Here is a 16,550-nt window from a genome sequence, read left to right as displayed (position 1 = left end):
CCTGGCCCGTGTCACCCCGGTCGCGTACCGTGAAGTACACACGGCGCACCCCCTCGTTACATCCCTCTGTGCCCCCTCGTTTCGCGCATGAGCCCCCCGCGGGCCCCCGTGACCCGCGCCTTCCGCGCCCTCATGAACAGGAGACCCTCGTGCCCGTCCTCCCTGGAGCCGAGCCGTTCCGCCACGAGGGCGGAGAGGTCGGCGTACTCCTCTGCCACGGCTTCACCGGCTCCCCGCAGTCGCTGCGCCCCTGGGCGGAGTACCTCGCGGACCGCGGTCTGAGCGTCTCGCTGCCGCTGCTGCCGGGCCACGGCACGCGCTGGCAGGACATGCAGCTCACCGGGTGGCAGGACTGGTACGCGGAGGTGGACCGGGCCCTGCGGGAGCTGCTGGACCGCTGCGAGAAGGTCTTCGTCTTCGGCCTGTCGATGGGCGGCGCCCTGACGCTGCGGCTGGCGGCCAGGCACGGGGACGCCGTCGCCGGCATCGTCGTGGTCAACCCGGCGAACAAGGTCCACGACCCGCTCGCCGTGGCCCTCCCGGTGGCCAAGCACTTCATCCGCTCCACCCCGGGCATCGCCAGCGACATCGCGAAGCCGGGCGCGGCGGAGGTCGGCTACGACCGGGTGCCGACCCGCGCCGCGCACTCGCTGCGGCAGTTCCTGCGCATGGTGGACGGCGAGCTGCCGCAGGTCACGCAGCCGATGCTGCTGCTGCACAGCCCCCAGGACCACGTGGTGCCGCCGGTGGACTCGGCGCGGATCCTGAGCCGGGTGTCCTCCACGGACGTGACGGAGACCCTGCTGGAACAGAGCTACCACGTCGCGACGTTGGACCATGATGCGGACCGCATCTTCGAGGACTCGTACGCATTCGTCGCCCGACTCGCTCCGCAGGTCGGAGCGATCGGCATGGAGGGGACGGCCACCGGTGGCTGAGCAGGACGGCAAGATCTCCAACGGCGGCGGCGAGCCGCTGGACGAGGAAGCGGCCTGGGCCGCGATCGTCGCGGGGTACGGCGAGGAGCCGGCGGACCCGCCGGGTGCGCGCCCGTTCAAGCCGATCGAGGACCTGCTGCTGCCGGAGCCCGAGGAGCCGGAGGCGCCCGCCGCGCCGAAGGGTGCCGAGGAGACCGACGAGCCCGCCCCCAAGCCCGCTCTGGGCAGCTCGGTGGTCTTCGCCCCGGGCGTGGGCGCGGGTCCGCGCGACCACACCCTCGCGGAGCCGGACGAGGACGACCCGGACGAGGGCCACTTCGTCCAGCCGGACCCGGAGCTCCCCGAGGCCGACACCACGTCGAAGTTCGCGTGGCTGGCGGTGGTGGGCGGCCCGGTGCTGCTGCTGCTCGCGGTGCTGCTCCAGTGGGAGATGACCTGGTGGCTCACCACGCTGGGGGTGGGCGGCTTCCTGGGCGGCTTCGCCACGCTGGTCGCCCGCATGCACCAGGGCGACGACGAGGACGACGACCCGGGCCGGGGCGCCGTCGTCTAGCGGGACGTGACGGGGAAGGGCGGGCCGCACGGCGGCCCGCCCTTCCGTGTTCCCGGGCCAGGGAGCGCGGCCCGGGGGGGGCACGGTCTAGGCGGGCAGCCGGAGGGCCGCCAGCACCGGCAGGTGGTCCGTCGCGCCGGCGAGGTCCGCGGCGGAGACGCCCGGCAGCCCCACGGGGACCCCGCAGCCCAGCACCTCCACCCCCTTCGAGGCGAAGACGGCGTCGATACGGCGCTCCGGGCGCCCGGCGGGGAAGGTGGCCTCCGCACCCCACGGCCGTACCGCCCGGCAGTCCTGGAGCTCGGCCGCCAGCAGCCCGAAGGCGCTGCCCTCGGGCCCTTCGTTCAGGTCGCCGGCGGCGACCGCGTACGGGACGTCCAGCTCCCGCAGCCGGTCCAGCAGCAGCCCGGCCTGGGCCCGCCGCTCCTCGCGGCGCAGCGAGAGGTGGGCGGAGACCACCCCGACCCGGGCCGCGCCGAAGCGGACCACGGCCGTCGCGAAGCCCCGCCGGTGCGTGCCGGGGGTCAGCGGCAGCAGCACGTCCTCGGTGCGCTCCACGAAGGCCCGCAGCGAGCACAGCAGCAGCGGCCCGGCCGCCGTGGCGCCGCCGCCGAGGACGACGAGGTCGGTCTTCGCGGCCAGCCGGGCCGCGTGCTTGCGCCAGCGGAAGAACCTGGGTGCCTCCTGGACGAAGACCAGGTCGGGGGCGCAGGCGCGGATGACCCGGGCCAGCGCGTCCTCGTCGTCGCGCAGCGAGCGGACGTTGTAGCTGAGCACCCGGATCACCGCGGAACCGTCCGCATCGGTACGGGAGTTGGGGAGGTCGGGAATCGCCATGGGGCCCAACATAGGCAGTTGCCCGCCGCGCCCCCAGAGGGCACGACGGGCAACCGCGCGGAATCGGGTGGCCGGGGCCGCCGGGACTAGCCCTGGCGGGCCAGGTCCGCGGCGCCGACCAGGCCGGCCTCGCCGCCGAGCTGCGCGGCCAGCACCTGCGCGTGCGGGCGGAACTGGCCGCCGATCAGCCAGCGGCGGAAGGACTTGCGGATCGGCTCCAGCACCAGCTCGCCCTCGTCGGAGACGCCGCCGCCGACGATGAAGGCGGACGGGTCGAAGAGCGAGGCCAGGTCGGCCAGGCCCGCGCCGGCCCAGCGGGCCAGCTCGCGGAACGAGTCGACGGCCACCGGGCAGCCCTGACGGGCGGCCTCGCTGATGTGCTTGCCCTCGATGCCCTCGACGGTGCCGTCGCCCAGGGAGAACAGGATCCGCGCGTTCTCGGGCGTGGCGTTGGCCCGCTGCTTGGCGTACCTGACCAGGGCGCGGCCGGAGGCGTACTGCTCCCAGCAGCCCTGGCTGCCGCAGCCGCAGAGCAGGCCGTCGGGGACGACCCGGATGTGGCCGAACTCGGCGGCCACGCCGAAGCGGCCGCGGCGGAGCTTGTTGCCGATGATGATGCCGCCGCCGAGGCCGGTGCCGAGGGTGATGCAGATGACGTCGTCGTGGCCCTGGCCGGCGCCGAAGCGGTACTCGCCCCAGGCCGCGCAGTTCGCGTCGTTCTCGACGACGACGGGCAGGCCGATGCGCTGCTCGACCTTGTCCTTGAGCGGCTCGTGGCGCCAGTTGATGTTCGGCGCGAAGAGGACGGTGGCGCGCTTGTCGTCCACGTAGCCGGCCGCGCCGATGCCGACGGCCTCGATGTTGTGGCCGCTGCTGACCACGGCCACGGCGGAGCAGATCGCGTCCGTCACGCCGTCCGCGGTGGGCGGGGTGGGCACCTTGTACGTCTCAAGGATGGTGCCCTCTTCGTCGACCACTCCGGCCGCGATCTTCGTGCCGCCGATGTCGACGCCGATGGTGAGTCCCATTAGTCCCTCGGTTTCCGGTCAAACCCCGCCACGGCCAACCGTACCCGAGCGCGGCGGTGCCTCAGTCGAGGTCGATGCGCTCCGTCGGCCCGGGGCCCTCGTCGTCCGGGCCCTGCGACGTCGGGTCCTCCCAGGGCCGTCGCCCGGAGTCCCCGGCCGGGGTGCCGCGCGTCCAGCGGGCCTCGTGGCCCGACACGGCGGAGCGGTAGGCGGCCAGCAGCTCGCCGCCGGCGGCCGCGAGGTGGTCGAAGACCTCCGGATTGCGCTCGATGACGGGTTCGACCGCGGACTTCGCCTGGTTGACGAACTGGCGTACGGCGCCCTGGGCGGCCGCGCCGAACAGGGGGTTGTTCAGGCTCGCGACCTTGTCGGCCACGGCCTCGACCAGCTTGAGCAGCTCCTCGGCGGCGGTGCCGGGCGCCTGCGCGGCGCCGTCCTGCTCCGCCCGGCGGCGCGCCCGCTCGGCGGCGAGGTCCTCGGCACAGGCGGAGGCCCAGGCGTCGTCGTCGGAGGGGCGGTCGGTGGCCTCGCTCATGGCGGACTCCTGCGGCAGCTGCGGACTGACACCTCCGACGTTACCCGAACGGCGGCACGGCGTTGCCGGGCCCGTCTCAGGGCCGGGTGCCGGCGCCCGGTCAGCGGCTGGGCCAGAGGGCCGGGTCCGGGGTGAAGCGGATGGCCAGCTCGCCGTCGCGCAGGGCCGCGCCGGAGACGGTGCAGCGGCGCGGTGCGGAGGGCAGGGGAACGATCCTGCGGAACGGCCCGGCCGTCAGCAGCAGCTCGTCCCCGCGGCGGACCAGGTCCAGGCCGTCCTTGCGCGCCCCGGGCAGCGGGATGCGCCAGAGCAGCACCCCGTCGTCCGAGAGTCGGTCCTCCACGGGCCAGGGGGCCCGCGGTCCGGGCAGGCCGGAGGCGGCGGGGGCGGTGCGGGAGGCCGGCTCGCCGGTGCCGCCGGGGGCACCCGCGCCGGCGGTACCGCCGGCGCCTCCGGTCCCGGCGGTGCCGGCCGGGCCGTCGGCCCGTACGCCGTCCCCCGGCGCCAGCAGCGCCAGGTCCTCGGCTCCGCGCGGGTCGTGGCCGAGGTGCGGGAGGCGCTCGGCGTCCGGCCACTCGGCCAGGCACTTGTCCTGCTGGGCGGCCAGGGTGGCCAGCCAGGTGTCGGCGGACTCGCGCGGGAGGACCCGGTTGGCGACCACCCGGTCGACCGGGATCTGGTGCAGGGCGAGCCCGAGGAGTCCGGTGCGCACGGCGTCGGCACCGGCCGGTCCCGGCTCGGCGACGATCCGTACGGCCGTACCCGGGTGCTCGACGACCCGCTGGACGGCGGCCAGCTCGGTGTCCCACCGGGCGGCGGTCTCGTACAGCCACTGGGCGGGCATGGGCACGCCGGCGAGCTGGGCCAGTACGGGGCGCAGGGCGCGGGCGGCCTGCCGCTCGGCGGGCAGCAGGCGGCGCAGGTAGCGGCGGAGCTGCTCGGGGAGGGCGAGGAGGTCGATGGCCTGGCGGAGCGGGGGCAGGTCCACGACGACGAGGTCGTACGCGGCGCCCTCCGCGGCCCGGCGCAGGGCCCTGAGCAGCGCGAACTGCTCCGCACCCGGCAGGGCGGTCATCTCCTCGGCCTGGAGCGGGCGGGCGCCCAGCAGGGAGAGGACGGCGGTGCCGCGGGTCTGGAGGGCGGCCAGCTCCTCGCGGAAGGTGGTGTCGGAGTCGACGTGGCACACGTCGACCCCGCCGGCCGTGCCGAGCACGGCGTCGAGCCGCTGCCGGTCCTCACCGGTGACGAGCAGGGTACGGCTGCCGTTCCGGGCTCCGTCCAGGGCCGTGGCCGCCGCCACGGTGGTCCGTCCGGCCCCGCCGGGGCCCGTGACGAGAAGGGTGCGCATGCGTGTGCCGTGCTCTCTGCTGGTGGTGCGGGTCCCGCGCCGGGTGCGGCCCGCACCTCCCGGCCCGCACCCGTCGCCGGACCGGTGGGGTCAGGCGGACTCGACGCGCTTCTTCAGGCCTGCCAGGGCGCGGTCGATGATGACCTTCTCGGCCTTGCGCTTGATCATGCCGAGCATGGGGATCTTGACGTCCACGGTCAGCTGGTAGGTGACCTCGGTACGGTCCCCGGCGCCCAGCGGGGCGAGCCGGTACGAGCCGTCCAGCACCCGCAGCATCTGCGACTTGACCAGCGTCCAGCTGACCTCGTCGGTGCCCTTCCAGGTGTACGCCAGCGTGTGGTCGTCCTTGATCGCGCCCGCGTCCAGCAGCAGCCGGACCTGCTCGGCGCGCCCCTCGGCGTCGGTGGCGAGCACCTCCGCCTCCTTCACCTCGCCCGTCCACTCCGGGTAGCGGGCGAAGTCGGCGATCACGGCCATGACGTCGGCCGGGGACGCCTCGATCGTGATGCTGGAGCTGGTGTGTTCCGCCATCGGTGCGGCTCCTCCAGAGGCTCGTTACGGGGGTCGGACGCCTTGCGGCGTCGCGTGAAGGCTACCGCGCGTGTGCGGGGTCACCACTCCAGGGCCCAGGGCCGGCCGGTGGAGGCGAAATGCCCGACGTTCACGCACTCGGTGGCCCCGATGCGCATGCGCGGGGCGAGCGGCTGGTGGACGTGGCCGAAGAGCGCGTACCGGGGGCGGGTGCGCCGGATCGCGTCCAGCAGCGCGGCGCTGCCGCGCTCGAACCGGCGCGCGACGGTGTCGTAGCAGAGCTCCGGGACGTCCGGCGGGATGTGCGAGCAGAGGACGTCGACCTCGCCGAGGGCCTCGACCTTCGCCGCGTACTCCTCGACGTCGATCTCGTAGGGGCTGCGCATGGGCGAGGGCAGGCCGCCGCCGACGAAGCCGAAGACCAGGCCGCCGATCTCGGTGCGCTCGCCGTCGAGGACGGTGGTGCCCTCCCGGGCGTACTCCGGCCAGAGCGCCGGTATGTCGACGTTGCCGTAGGTGGCGTACGTCGGGGTGGAGAAGGCCGCGAACATCTCCTCGTACTGGCGGCGGACCGCGCCCTCGATGGCCGCCTCGCGGTCGATGCCGGCCCACAGCCGGCGGCCGAGGGCGCGGGCCTCCTCGAAACGGCGCTGCGTGCGCAGCTCCACGATGAGGTCGGCGTTCTCCACGCCGAAGAGGTCGGGGAAGATGCCGCGCGAGTGGTCGGCGTAGTCGAGGAAGAGCACCAGGTCACCGAGGCAGATCAGGGCGTCGGCGCCCTCCCCGGCCCGCGCCAGGGCCTCCGCGTTGCCGTGGACGTCGCTCACCACGTGCACCCGGTTCCGCTTGCGGCCGCCGTCCGGGCTTGCCCCCGCAGCCGTGGAACGGCCGGTTCCGGCCCCGTGCTTACCGCTGATCGCACCCATGCCGATCACCCTAGGTGGGGCGGCCTGCGCCTGGGTAGAGGCGGCCGGACCTGCGGTTACTTCTCAGTCGCAAAACGGGTGGACTACTGTCGGCAACGTATGGCCGCGTCATGTGACGCACGGAACATCTGGCCGGGACCCCCTATCGGGAACCCACTACCGGTGGGTAACGTCCGGTCGGTCCACATCGTGGCGATGGCGCCCCAGAGGAGCAGCAGTCTTGCGCGAGTTCAGCCTTCCGGCCCTGTACGAGGTCCCGTCGGACGGGAATCTCACGGATCTCATCCGCCGCAATGCCGCTCAGCATCCCGACACCGCCGTGATGAGCCGCAAGGTCGGCGGCGCGTGGGCGGACGTCACCGCCACCGAGTTCCTGGCCGAGGTGCGGGCGACCGCGAAGGGCCTGATCGCGGCCGGCGTGCGGCCCGGCGACCGGGTGGCCCTGATCTCGCGCACCCGCTACGAGTGGGTGCTCACCGACTTCGCGATCTGGACCGCGGGCGCCGTGACGGTGCCGGTGTACGAGACCAGCTCGCCCGAGCAGATCCAGTGGATCCTCGGCGACTCCGGCGCCACCGCCGCCGTCGTCGAGAGCCCCGCGCACCGCGAGGCGCTCGCCGGCATCCGCGACGCGCTGCCCGAGCTGAAGCACGTGTGGGAGGTCGAGGCGGGCGGCATCGAGGAGCTGCGCGCCGCCGGCGCCGAGGTCTCCGAGGAGCTGGTCGACGAGCGCACCTCGCTCGCGAACGCCGACGACATCGCGACCATCGTCTACACCTCGGGCACCACCGGCCGCCCGAAGGGCTGCGTGCTGACGCACCGCAACTTCTTCGCGGAGTGCGGCAACGTGGTGGAGCGCCTGAAGCCCCTGTTCCGCACCGGCGAGTGCTCGGTGCTCCTCTTCCTCCCGGCCGCGCACGTCTTCGGCCGGCTGGTGGAGGTGGCGTCCGTCCTGGCGCCGATCCGGCTGGGCTGCGTACCGGACATCAAGAACCTCACGGACGAGCTGGCGAGCTTCCGTCCGACGCTGATCCTCGGCGTGCCGCGGGTCTTCGAGAAGGTCTACAACTCGGCGCGCGCCAAGGCGCAGGCCGACGGCAAGGGCAGGATCTTCGACGCGGCGGCCGAGACGGCGATCGCGTACAGCCGGGCGCTGGACGTGCCGGGCGGCCCGTCCTTCGGGCTGAAGCTCAAGCACAAGATCTTCTCGAAGCTGGTCTACAGCAAGCTCCACACGGTGCTCGGCGGGCGCGGCGAGTACGCGATCTCGGGCGGCGCCCCGCTGGGGGAGCGGCTCGGCCACTTCTTCCGCGGCATCGGCTTCACCGTCCTGGAGGGCTACGGCCTGACCGAGTCCTGCGCGGCCACGGCCTTCAACCCGTGGGACCGGCAGAAGATCGGTACGGTCGGCCAGCCGCTGCCGGGGTCCGTGGTGCGGATCGCGGACGACGGCGAGGTGCTGCTGCACGGCGAGCACGTGTTCCGGGAGTACTGGAAGAACGAGGCGGCCACGGCCGAGGCGCTGACCGACGGCTGGTTCCACACCGGTGACGTCGGCACGCTCGACGAGGACGGCTACCTCGCGATCACCGGCCGCAAGAAGGAACTGATCGTCACGGCGGGCGGCAAGAACGTGGCCCCCGCGGTGATCGAGGACCGGATCCGGGCGCACGCGCTGGTCGCGGAGTGCATGGTGGTCGGCGACGGCCGCCCGTTCGTGGGCGCGCTCGTCACCATCGACGAGGAGTTCCTGGGCCGTTGGGCGCAGGACAACGACAAGCCCGCCGGGTCCACGGCCGCCTCGCTGCGCGAGGACGCGGACCTGATCGCCGCGGTGCAGAAGGCCGTGGACGACGGCAACGCCGCCGTCTCCAAGGCGGAATCGGTGCGGAAATTCCGCATTCTGCCCTCCCAGTTCACCGAGGAGTCGGGGCACATCACGCCGTCGCTGAAGCTGAAGCGCAACGTCGTGGCGAAGGACTTCGCCGACGAGATCGAGGCGATCTACCGCGGCTGAGCCGCGGTCCGCCGGGGGCCCGTCAGCGCGGGTCCTCGGCGAGGACCCGGGCCATGTTCCGCTCGGCGAGCGCGGTGATGGTGACGAACGGGTTGACGCCCAGCGAGCCCGGGATCAGGGAGCCGTCCACCACGTACAGGCCCGGGTACCCCCGGGCCCGGCCGTAGCCGTCGGTGGCCTCGCCGAGCACGCAGCCGCCGAGCGGGTGGTACGTGAAGGTGTCGGCGAAGGCCTTGTTGTCGCCGAAGAGGTCGTACCGGTACATCGTCACGTTGGTGCGGTTGATCCGGTCGAAGAGGCACTTGGCGGCGTTCACCGAGGGCGTGTTCTGGCCGCGTGACCAGTGCAGCCGTGCCGAGTCGGTGGCCGGGTCGTAGCTGAAGGTGCCGCGCTCCGGGTTCTTCGTGATGGCCAGGTACATGCTGATCCAGTGCTCCAGGCCCATCGGCAGCGGGGCGATCTCGGCGAACACCGGGTTGGCTGCGTTGTCCCAGTCGTCGATGCCCAGGGCCGGCATGGTGGCCTGGTTGACGCCCACGGTGTCCCACAGGTGGTTGGCCCGGGCCGTCATGATGTTCCCGTTGCCGCCCCAGTTGGTGCCGACCCGGGGGCTGAGGCCGGGCAGGGTGCCGGTCTCGCGGGCGCGCAGCAGGATCTCGGTGGTGCCGAGGCTGCCCGCGCCGAGGAAGAGCTGCCGGCAGCCGATCTCCTTCCGCTCGACGACCGCTCCCGTGAGGTCGATGCGGTGCACGGTGAGGACGTACGTGCCGTCCGGCTCCCGGCGTACCGCGACGACCTTCTGGAGCGTCTCGATGGTGACGTTGCCGGTGCCGAGGGCGGCGGCGAGGTAGGTCTTGTCGACGCTCTTCTTGCCGTGGTTGTTGCCGTAGATGACCTCTCCGGCCAGGGCCGACTTCGGGACCTGGCCGGCGGCCTCGCGCTGCATGTAGCCGAAGTCGTAGACGTTGGGCACGAACACGGTCTTCAGGCCGGTGTTGCGGGCGTGCTTGCGGGAGATCCGGGCGAAGCGGTACCACTCCGTGGACTCGAACCAGCCGGGGTCGATGTCGTTGACACCGAGCATCTGCCGGGCCCGCGGGAAGTACGTCCCGTACATCTCGTCGGCGTCGACGGCGGGCAGCACCTCGGAGAAGTACGCGCGGCGGGGCGTGGGCGCCATGCCGCCGTTGACCAGGGAGCCGCCGCCCACGCCGCGGCCCACGAAGACGGACATGTCGCCGTAGCCCACCCGGTCGAGGACGCCCGGGTAGGGGGAGATGTTCTTGTTGACCAGGTCCAGCCACAGGAAGGTGGCCAGCGGGGCCTCGGTGCGGTTGCGGAACCACATGGAGCGGTGGTCGGGCGCCGTGGTGGTGTTGAAGACCTTGCCGTCGGGGCCGGGGGTGTCCCAGAGGCGGCCCATTTCGAGGACCACGGTCCGTACGCCGGCCTGGCCCAGGCGGAGGGCGGCGACCGCGGCGCCGTACCCGGAGCCCACGACGACGGCCGGGGCGTACGAGGCCGCGGCGGGCTCGGCCGCGGCCGCCGAGGACAGGCCGATTCTGGTGAAGCCCAGGGCCGCCGCGGTCTGGAGGGCGCCGAGACCCAGGAGGTGACGGCGCGTCAGCTGAGGTGTCATGGCCGCATCATGGGCGGAATCCAGCCGTCCGCCCATACGCGGTGTTGACACAGATCTGAGTGACAGTCAGATCAGGGCGCCGGTCGCGCCCGGCGCCCGCCGACCCGGCGGAACGCCCTCAGAGCAGCTCGCGGAGGCGGTCCGCCAGGAGGTCCCAGCGCCACTTCTCCTCGACCCAGGCCCGGCCGCGCTCGCCCATCCGGGCCCGCAGCTCCGGGTCCAGCAGCAGCGTCGCGATCCGGTCGGCGGACTCCTCCGCGTCACCGCCCCGCACCACCCAGCCGGTCTCCCCGTCCAGCACCGCGTCCGGGGCACCGCCCGAGTCGCCGGCCACCACGGGCAGCCCGGTGGCCGAGGCCTCCAGGTAGACGATGCCCAGGCCCTCGACGTCGAGCCCGCCGCGCCGCGTCCGGCACGGCATCGCGAAGACGTCGCCCGCCCCGTAGTGCGCCGGCAGCTCCGCCCAGGGCACCGCCCCGGTGAACCGCACCGAGTCCGCCACACCGGTACGCGCCGCCAGCTCGCGCAGGTCCTTCTCGTACGGGCCACCGCCCACGACCAGGAGGACCGCGTCCGGCACCCGCGCCAGGATCCGCGGCATCGCCTCGATCAGCGTGTCCTGCCCCTTGCGCGGCACCAGCCGGGAGACGCACACCACGACGGGCCGGTCCGCCAGGCCCAGCCGCTCCCGCACCGCGTCCCCGCCCGAACCCGGGTGGAAGGTCTTCTCGTCCACGCCCGGCGGCAGCTGCACCATCCGCGCCGCGGCGGCCGGGGTCAGCGCCGACGCGATCCGCGACCGCGTGTACTCGCCGAGGTAGGTGAGGGTGTCGGTGCCCTCGCCGATCCGCCGCAGCAACTGCCGCGCGGCGGGCAGCTGCGCCCAGCCGGCCTCGTGGCCGTGCGTGGTGGCCACCAGCCGCTTCGCGCCCGCGCGGCGCAGCGCCGGGCCCATCAGCCCGAGCGGCGCGGCCGCGCCGAACCACACCGACTCGCAGCCGTGCTCGCGCAGCAGCGAGACGGCCCTGCGGGTCACCCGCGGCGTGGGCAGCAGCATCGTCGTACGGTCCCGGACCACCCGGAAGGGCTGCTCGGCGTCGAAGGCCGCGGTGGCCTCCCGGCCCTCCGCGCCGTGCTTCCAGGTGGAGGCGTAGACGACGATCCGCTCCGGGTCCAGGCGCAGCGCCATGTTGTGCAGGAACGCCTGGATGCCGCCCGGGCGCGGCGGGAAGTCATTGGTCACGATCAGCGTCTTGTGCATCGCCTGCGACAGTACCGAACGGCCGCGCCGAATCGCTCCCGGCCCCTGCCGCACGGCAAAATGGCGCGATGCTCTTGACCGTCTGGTCGGCCACCCGGGCCCTGCTGATGCTCTTCGTCCTGAAGGTCCTCACCCTCCCGGGACCCGACGTGACGACCGACGTGTCCGTGATCTACCAGGGCTGGTACGAGGTGCTGCGCACCGGCTCGTTCCCCCTGGACGACGTCACCTGGCAGTACCCGCCGGGTGCGGCGGTGCCCGTGCTGGCGCCGGGGATGCTGCCGTTCCTCCCGTACCCCACGGCCTTCTTCGTGCTGGCGCTGCTCACCGACGCGGTGGTGACGCTCCTGCTGGCACGGGCCGGGCGGCGGCCGGGGCGGCGGCGGGCCGGGGCCTGGACGTGGGTGGTGGGACTGCCGCTGCTCGGACCCACCGCGTACGCGCGGTACGACCTGATGGTCACCGCCCTGGCCGTGGCGGCGCTGCTGGTCCCCCGGCTGCGCGGGCCGCTGATCGGGCTGGGGGCGCTGGTGAAGGTCTGGCCGGTGCTGCTGCTCACCGGGGTGCGGGCGCGGAGCGTCTGGGTGTCGGCGGGGGTGACGGCGGCGGCAGTGCTGGCGGCCTTCACGCTGCTGATGCCCGGGGCGCTGGCCTTCCTGGCCTTCCAGCGCGACCGGGGCACCGAGGTGGAGTCCCTGGGCGCCCTCGTCTTCCACGTCGCCCGGCACTTCGGCTGGGAGGGCGAGGTGATGATGAACTACGGGTCGGTGGAGTTCCTCGGCCCGTACGTGCCGCTGGTCAGCCGGGCCTCCCTGGCCCTGACCCTGCTGTCCTTCGCGTGGCTGCTGTGGTGGCGCTTCCGGGCGCGCGCCTTCGGCCCGCACACCATGGCGGACGCCGCCTTCGCCGCCGTGCTGCTGTTCACCGTCACGAGCCGGGTGATCAGCCCCCAGTACATGCTCTGGCTGGTGGGCCTGGCCGCCGTCTGCCTCACCCTGCGCTCCTCCCGCATGGAGCCCGCGGCCCGGGTCGTGCTGGCCGCCACCCTGGCCACCCTGCTGGAGTTCCCCCTGGGCTTCTCGCACGTGGTCCACAGCGACGCCCTGGGCATCACCGTGCTCCTGATCCGCAACGCCCTCCTGGTCACGGCCACGGCCCTGGCCTGCCGGGCCCTCTGGCGCGACACGGTCCCGTCCGGCTCCCGCCCGGCCCGGGCCCACGTCTGAGGGCCCCTGCCCGCCCGGGTGCGCCCCGCCTCAGTCGTCGCCCTCGCCATCGCCGTCGGCGCTGCCGCCCCCGCCCAGCTGCTCCCGCACGTACTCCCGCCAGTCCGCCGTGAAGGCCTGTTCGTCCGTGCCCAGGACGTTCGCGAAGGCGGACTGCGGGGAGGTGGCGGCGGCCTCGTAGAAGGCGATCAGTTTGTCGCGGCCCCAGTGCTGCTCGATCATCCGGTTGGCCAGCCACGCGGACTCGTACGCCCGCGCCAGCCGCTCGCCGTCGCCCGCGAAGGAGAACTCCCCCGCCTCCGGCAGCCCGGCCGGGGCGTTGCCCGCCCGGACCGCGCGGGCCAGCGCGGGGGCCACCTGGGCCGGCGTGCGGCCGGTGTCGCGGTACGCCACCCAGTCCGCGAAGCCTTCGGAGAGCCACAGCGGGGTGTGGGAGGTCGTGGCCCCCCGCGTCGCCACGTGCACGGTCTCGTGGGTGAGCACCACCTGGCGGCCCAGCGCGCCCAGCTGTCCGTACGCGCCGGGGTTGACCGTCACCCGGTCCCCCGGGCTGGTGGTGACGGCGGCCATCCCGCCGTACGACCCGGCCGGCGACCCGAGCAGCGCGGCCATCGCGTCCAGCGAGGCGGGCACCTGGACGACCACCCGCTCCGGCCACTTCCCCGGCCAGGCCGAGGTCACCTCGGGCACCGCGCGGTCGGCCGTCTCCGCGACCCCTTCCAGGGTCCCCCGCCCCTGACCGACGCCCAGCACCAGCGACCGCGCTCCCCGCACCGCGGTGACCGGGCCCTGGTCCCACAGCTGCGGATGGGCGCCCGCGCCGGGCCGGTCGGAGACGACGGACCAGCGCCCGTCCCGCTCCGCCAGTTCCAGCTCGCGCGGCGAGGTCACCGCGACGCCGTCGTACCCGGCGAGCCGGTAGCGCAGCTCGGCGGCGACGAACGCCCGGCTGCCCTCCCGCTTCACCCCGAGCACCCCGTACTCCCAGGCGGCCAGCGGCACCTGCGCGAGGTTGCCGAAGGCGGCCCGCGCCTCCGGGCGCCGGTCCAGGGACAGGTACCGCGCCTCGTCGCGGGCCAGCTGGGCCGCCGACCAGTCGGCCACCGTGCGGCGGACGGACCGGTCGTCGGCGGAGCCGGCGGGAGCGGTGCCGCCCGCGGTGCATCCGGCGACCAGCCCGAGCAGCAGGAGCAGCCCCACCAGCGCGCGCAGACCCGTACGTACCACGTGCCCGATCGTACGTCCGTACGGGCTCAGACTCGTGTCACCCCGGACACCGGCATCATCCCGACGGGGTCGTAGCGCACCGGCGCCCCCGGGTAGGGCGCGTGGACGACCTGGCCGTTGCCGACGTACATGCCGACGTGGCTGGCGTCCGAGCGGTAGGTGATCAGGTCGCCGGGGCGCGCCTCCGACAGCGGCACCTGGCGGCCGGCGTGCCGCTGGGCCTGGGAGGTGCGCGGCAGCGCGACCCCCGCCTGCCGGTACGACCAGACCATCAGTCCCGAGCAGTCGAAGCCGGAGGGGCCGGTCGCGCCCCAGACGTAGGGGCGGCCGACGGCGGCGCGGGCGGCCATCACGGCGGCGGCGGCCCGGCCGGAGGGGGCGCCGCCACCGGTGATCTCGGGCAGCGCAGCGGCCCGGCCCGAGGAGCGGTTGGCGCGCTCGAAGGCGGCCCGCTCCTCGGAGGGCATCTCGTTCAGCAGCCGCCGGGCGGCGGCGAGTTTGGCGGTGACGGAGCGCTTGTGCCGGGCCACGTCGGAGCGCAGGCGTTCCAGTTCGGCGAGTTTGCGGGAGCCCTCGGCGCGCTGCTGGGTCAGCTTGCGCTGCGCTTCGCGCAGTTCGTCCAGTTTGTCGGCCTGGCGGCTGGTCAGCCGGTCGAGGGCCGCGGCCTTCTCCAGGTAGCCGTCGGGGTCTTCGGAGAGCATCAGCTCGACCGAGGGGTCGACGCCGCCGGCCCGGTACTGGGCTCCGGCGTAGCTGCCGAGGACGCCCCGCATCGTGTTGACGCGCTGCTGGCCGCGGGCGACGGCCTCCTGGACCTGGCGGACCTCGGCGCGCAGCCGGCCGGCCCGCTCGCCCGCCTTGTTGAACCGCTCGGTGGCCTGCTCGGCCTCCTCGAACAGCCGGTCCACGCGGGCCCGGGCGCTGTCGGCCGGCTCCTCCGGCGCGGCGCTCGCGGGAGATCCCGTCATCGCGGCCGCGGCGGTCGCGGCGGCGGCGGCGGACAGGACCGTGACCCTGGTACCGCGGTCCAGGCCCGAGGACACGGGCCGACGATGGGACGACACAGGAAGCCGCACTCCCTTCCGCTGGCGCGGCGACCGGGTCCGCCCCCGTGGACGGCCGTGTGCCGGGTCTCCGCGCGGGGCGACCCTAGCCGCGCCCGCGCACCCCGGCCAACGACCCGTTTCGGCACGCACAGTGACGCCCCGCCGGAGAACACAGGTCACCGGCGGGGCGTGGGGTCAGCTTCGGGTGTCGCAATTCGCCCGGATGGGCGGGTGTCGGCGGGTCGCCGTCCGTTCAGCGGAGCGGGCGGGCGGCCGTCCGCTCAGGGGGACGGGATCAGATCCGGACGCCGAACTGCGGGCTCATGTAGCTGATCTTCTCGTACTTGACGCCGCCGCGCGGGTTGGAGGCGTGCAGCGTCATGCCGTTGCCGGCGTACAGGCCGACGTGGTGCAGGTCGGAGTAGAAGAAGACCAGGTCGCCCGGCTGGAGCTGGCTGATCGGGATGCGGGTGCCCTCGTTGGCCTGGGTCCAGGTGGTGCGCGAGATACCCACGCCGGCCTGCTTGTAGGCCCACTGCGTCAGACCGGAGCAGTCGAAGGCGTTGGGGCCCTCGGCGCCCGAGATGTACGCCGAGCCGAGCTTGGTCTGGGCGGCGGCCAGGGCGGCGCCCGCGCGGCCGGAGGGCTTCACGTTGCCGAGGTCGGGGCGGCTGGCGCCGCTGCGGTTGGCGCGGCCCTCTTCCTGGTCGAGCTTGGCCCGCTCCGCGGCCGTGAGGGTGTTGAGGAGCTTCTGCGCCTCGGCGAGCTTGGCCTGGACGGCGGCCTTCTTCTCGCTGAGCTCCTTGCGGGTGTCGGCGAGGTCCTTGAGCTTGCCGGCGGCCTGGGCGCGCTGCTGGGCGAGGGCGCGCTGCTTGGCCTGGATCTTCTGGACCGACTCGACCTGCTTGGCGCTCAACTGGTCGAGCACGGCGGCCTTGTCGAGGTACTCGTCCGGGTCGGCCGAGAGCAGCAGCTGTATGGAGGTGTCGACGCCGCCGGAGCGGTACTGGGCGCTGGCGAGCGAACCGAGTGCGTTGCGCATCTCGTTGAGCTCGCCCTGGCCGCGGGCCACCTTGTCCTGGAGCTCGCCGATCTGCTTCTGGAGCTTGTCCTGCTGCTCCTTGGCGCCGTTGGCCTTCTCGGTCGCCTTCTCCGCCTCTTCGTAGAGGGCGTCGACCTTGGCCTTCACCTCGTCCTTGCTCGGCTTGGCCGGGGCGGCCTGAGCGGACTGGGAGGCGAGGGCGACGGCCGCGGCGGCGGTTGCGGTGAGCACGGTCACACGAGCGCGGGTCGGCTGCTTGGGTCGACGGTGGGACGCCACGGGGGCGAGCTCCTTCTTCCTAGAGCCGCCGAACAACGCAGTCTCGGCGGTACCTTCGCCCGCCACCCCGAATGGGTGATCAACCGCACGAAGGTTTGATGCCAGACCCTAGTGACC

15 protein-coding genes are annotated in these 16,550 nt (G+C 73.9%); 4 read left to right on the top strand and 11 right to left on the bottom strand.

Annotated elements, in window-relative coordinates:
• Positions 1 to 149: 149 nt before the first annotated feature.
• The gene (locus ACIQUR_RS08825) at positions 150 to 938 is read left to right on the top strand and encodes an alpha/beta hydrolase (RefSeq protein WP_403660547.1); all 789 of its coding nucleotides are present in this window, start codon (positions 150 to 152) and stop codon (positions 936 to 938) included.
• The gene (locus ACIQUR_RS08820) at positions 931 to 1,491 is read left to right on the top strand and encodes a hypothetical protein (RefSeq protein WP_403660544.1); all 561 of its coding nucleotides are present in this window, start codon (positions 931 to 933) and stop codon (positions 1,489 to 1,491) included. Before ACIQUR_RS08825 ends, ACIQUR_RS08820 begins: the two co-directional genes overlap by 8 nt.
• 87 nt (positions 1,492 to 1,578) lie before the next feature.
• On the opposite strand, the gene ACIQUR_RS08815 is transcribed toward ACIQUR_RS08820, so the two are convergent.
• The 6 genes from ACIQUR_RS08815 to ACIQUR_RS08790 form a co-directional block, all read right to left on the bottom strand.
• Positions 1,579 to 2,328 carry an endonuclease/exonuclease/phosphatase family protein gene (locus ACIQUR_RS08815; RefSeq protein WP_403660542.1) on the bottom strand — a complete coding sequence of 250 codons (750 nt, stop codon included), beginning with the start codon at positions 2,326 to 2,328 and terminating at the stop codon, positions 1,579 to 1,581.
• 86 nt (positions 2,329 to 2,414) lie between these two features.
• The gene (locus ACIQUR_RS08810) at positions 2,415 to 3,356 is read right to left on the bottom strand and encodes an ROK family glucokinase (protein ID WP_403660539.1); all 942 of its coding nucleotides are present in this window, start codon (positions 3,354 to 3,356) and stop codon (positions 2,415 to 2,417) included.
• A gap of 61 nt (positions 3,357 to 3,417) precedes the next feature.
• The gene (locus ACIQUR_RS08805; RefSeq protein WP_403660536.1) at positions 3,418 to 3,891 is read right to left on the bottom strand and encodes a DUF5304 domain-containing protein; all 474 of its coding nucleotides are present in this window, start codon (positions 3,889 to 3,891) and stop codon (positions 3,418 to 3,420) included.
• Between the two features lie 100 nt (positions 3,892 to 3,991).
• Positions 3,992 to 5,239: an ArsA family ATPase gene (locus ACIQUR_RS08800; protein ID WP_403660533.1), complete on the bottom strand. Its 1,248-nt coding sequence runs from the start codon at positions 5,237 to 5,239 to the stop codon at positions 3,992 to 3,994.
• Positions 5,240 to 5,329: 90 nt separating this feature from the next.
• Entirely contained in the window at positions 5,330 to 5,770 is a 441-nt protein-coding gene (locus ACIQUR_RS08795; RefSeq protein WP_403660530.1) for an SRPBCC family protein, read from the bottom strand.
• 80 nt (positions 5,771 to 5,850) lie between these two features.
• Positions 5,851 to 6,600 carry a metallophosphoesterase gene (locus tag ACIQUR_RS08790; protein ID WP_403661424.1) on the bottom strand — a complete coding sequence of 250 codons (750 nt, stop codon included), beginning with the start codon at positions 6,598 to 6,600 and terminating at the stop codon, positions 5,851 to 5,853.
• 316 nt (positions 6,601 to 6,916) lie between these two features.
• Here ACIQUR_RS08790 and ACIQUR_RS08785 point away from each other — a divergent pair, with 316 nt between their 5' ends.
• Positions 6,917 to 8,713 carry an AMP-dependent synthetase/ligase gene (locus tag ACIQUR_RS08785; protein WP_403660527.1) on the top strand — a complete coding sequence of 599 codons (1,797 nt, stop codon included), beginning with the start codon at positions 6,917 to 6,919 and terminating at the stop codon, positions 8,711 to 8,713.
• A gap of 22 nt (positions 8,714 to 8,735) precedes the next feature.
• Here the strand turns inward: ACIQUR_RS08785 and ACIQUR_RS08780 are convergent, their stop codons facing one another.
• The gene (locus ACIQUR_RS08780; RefSeq protein ID WP_403660524.1) at positions 8,736 to 10,352 is read right to left on the bottom strand and encodes a GMC oxidoreductase; all 1,617 of its coding nucleotides are present in this window, start codon (positions 10,350 to 10,352) and stop codon (positions 8,736 to 8,738) included.
• A gap of 118 nt (positions 10,353 to 10,470) precedes the next feature.
• The gene (locus tag ACIQUR_RS08775) at positions 10,471 to 11,613 is read right to left on the bottom strand and encodes a glycosyltransferase family 4 protein (RefSeq protein WP_403660521.1); all 1,143 of its coding nucleotides are present in this window, start codon (positions 11,611 to 11,613) and stop codon (positions 10,471 to 10,473) included.
• Between the two features lie 68 nt (positions 11,614 to 11,681).
• On the opposite strand from ACIQUR_RS08775, the gene ACIQUR_RS08770 reads away from it, so the two are divergent.
• Positions 11,682 to 12,839 carry a glycosyltransferase 87 family protein gene (locus ACIQUR_RS08770; protein WP_403660518.1) on the top strand — a complete coding sequence of 386 codons (1,158 nt, stop codon included), beginning with the start codon at positions 11,682 to 11,684 and terminating at the stop codon, positions 12,837 to 12,839.
• Positions 12,840 to 12,869: 30 nt separating this feature from the next.
• Here ACIQUR_RS08770 and ACIQUR_RS08765 read toward each other — a convergent pair whose 3' ends face one another.
• The 3 genes from ACIQUR_RS08765 to ACIQUR_RS08755 form a co-directional block, all read right to left on the bottom strand.
• Positions 12,870 to 14,066 carry a hypothetical protein gene (locus ACIQUR_RS08765; RefSeq protein WP_403660516.1) on the bottom strand — a complete coding sequence of 399 codons (1,197 nt, stop codon included), beginning with the start codon at positions 14,064 to 14,066 and terminating at the stop codon, positions 12,870 to 12,872.
• Positions 14,067 to 14,092: 26 nt separating this feature from the next.
• Positions 14,093 to 15,130 (bottom strand): NlpC/P60 family protein, encoded by a 1,038-nt coding sequence (locus tag ACIQUR_RS08760; protein WP_403660513.1) that lies wholly within the window; start codon positions 15,128 to 15,130, stop codon positions 14,093 to 14,095.
• 277 nt (positions 15,131 to 15,407) lie between these two features.
• On the bottom strand, positions 15,408 to 16,433 hold the full coding sequence (locus ACIQUR_RS08755; protein WP_403660510.1) for an NlpC/P60 family protein: 1,026 nt from the start codon (positions 16,431 to 16,433) through the stop codon (positions 15,408 to 15,410).
• Positions 16,434 to 16,550: the final 117 nt, after the last annotated feature.

The sequence above is a fragment of the Streptomyces sp. NPDC101132 genome (assembly GCF_044759225.1).
Classification (GTDB): Bacteria; Actinomycetota; Actinomycetes; order Streptomycetales; family Streptomycetaceae; genus Streptomyces.
The sequence above is the reverse complement of the archived record's forward strand: the minus strand, read 5'-3'. Positions and strand labels throughout refer to the sequence as shown.

What these genes read in the sequence shown, in the direction of transcription:
- ACIQUR_RS08815 (WP_403660542.1), bottom strand. Translation starts at nt 2,328, where the DNA reads ATGGCGATTCCCGACCTCCCCAACTCCCGTACCGATGCGGACGGTTCC.
- ACIQUR_RS08770 (WP_403660518.1), top strand. Translation starts at nt 11,682, where the DNA reads ATGCTCTTGACCGTCTGGTCGGCCACCCGGGCCCTGCTGATGCTCTTC.
- ACIQUR_RS08800 (WP_403660533.1), bottom strand. Translation starts at nt 5,239, where the DNA reads ATGCGCACCCTTCTCGTCACGGGCCCCGGCGGGGCCGGACGGACCACC.
- ACIQUR_RS08780 (WP_403660524.1), bottom strand. Translation starts at nt 10,352, where the DNA reads ATGACACCTCAGCTGACGCGCCGTCACCTCCTGGGTCTCGGCGCCCTC.
- ACIQUR_RS08775 (WP_403660521.1), bottom strand. Translation starts at nt 11,613, where the DNA reads ATGCACAAGACGCTGATCGTGACCAATGACTTCCCGCCGCGCCCGGGC.
- ACIQUR_RS08810 (WP_403660539.1), bottom strand. Translation starts at nt 3,356, where the DNA reads ATGGGACTCACCATCGGCGTCGACATCGGCGGCACGAAGATCGCGGCC.
- ACIQUR_RS08795 (WP_403660530.1), bottom strand. Translation starts at nt 5,770, where the DNA reads ATGGCGGAACACACCAGCTCCAGCATCACGATCGAGGCGTCCCCGGCC.
- ACIQUR_RS08805 (WP_403660536.1), bottom strand. Translation starts at nt 3,891, where the DNA reads ATGAGCGAGGCCACCGACCGCCCCTCCGACGACGACGCCTGGGCCTCC.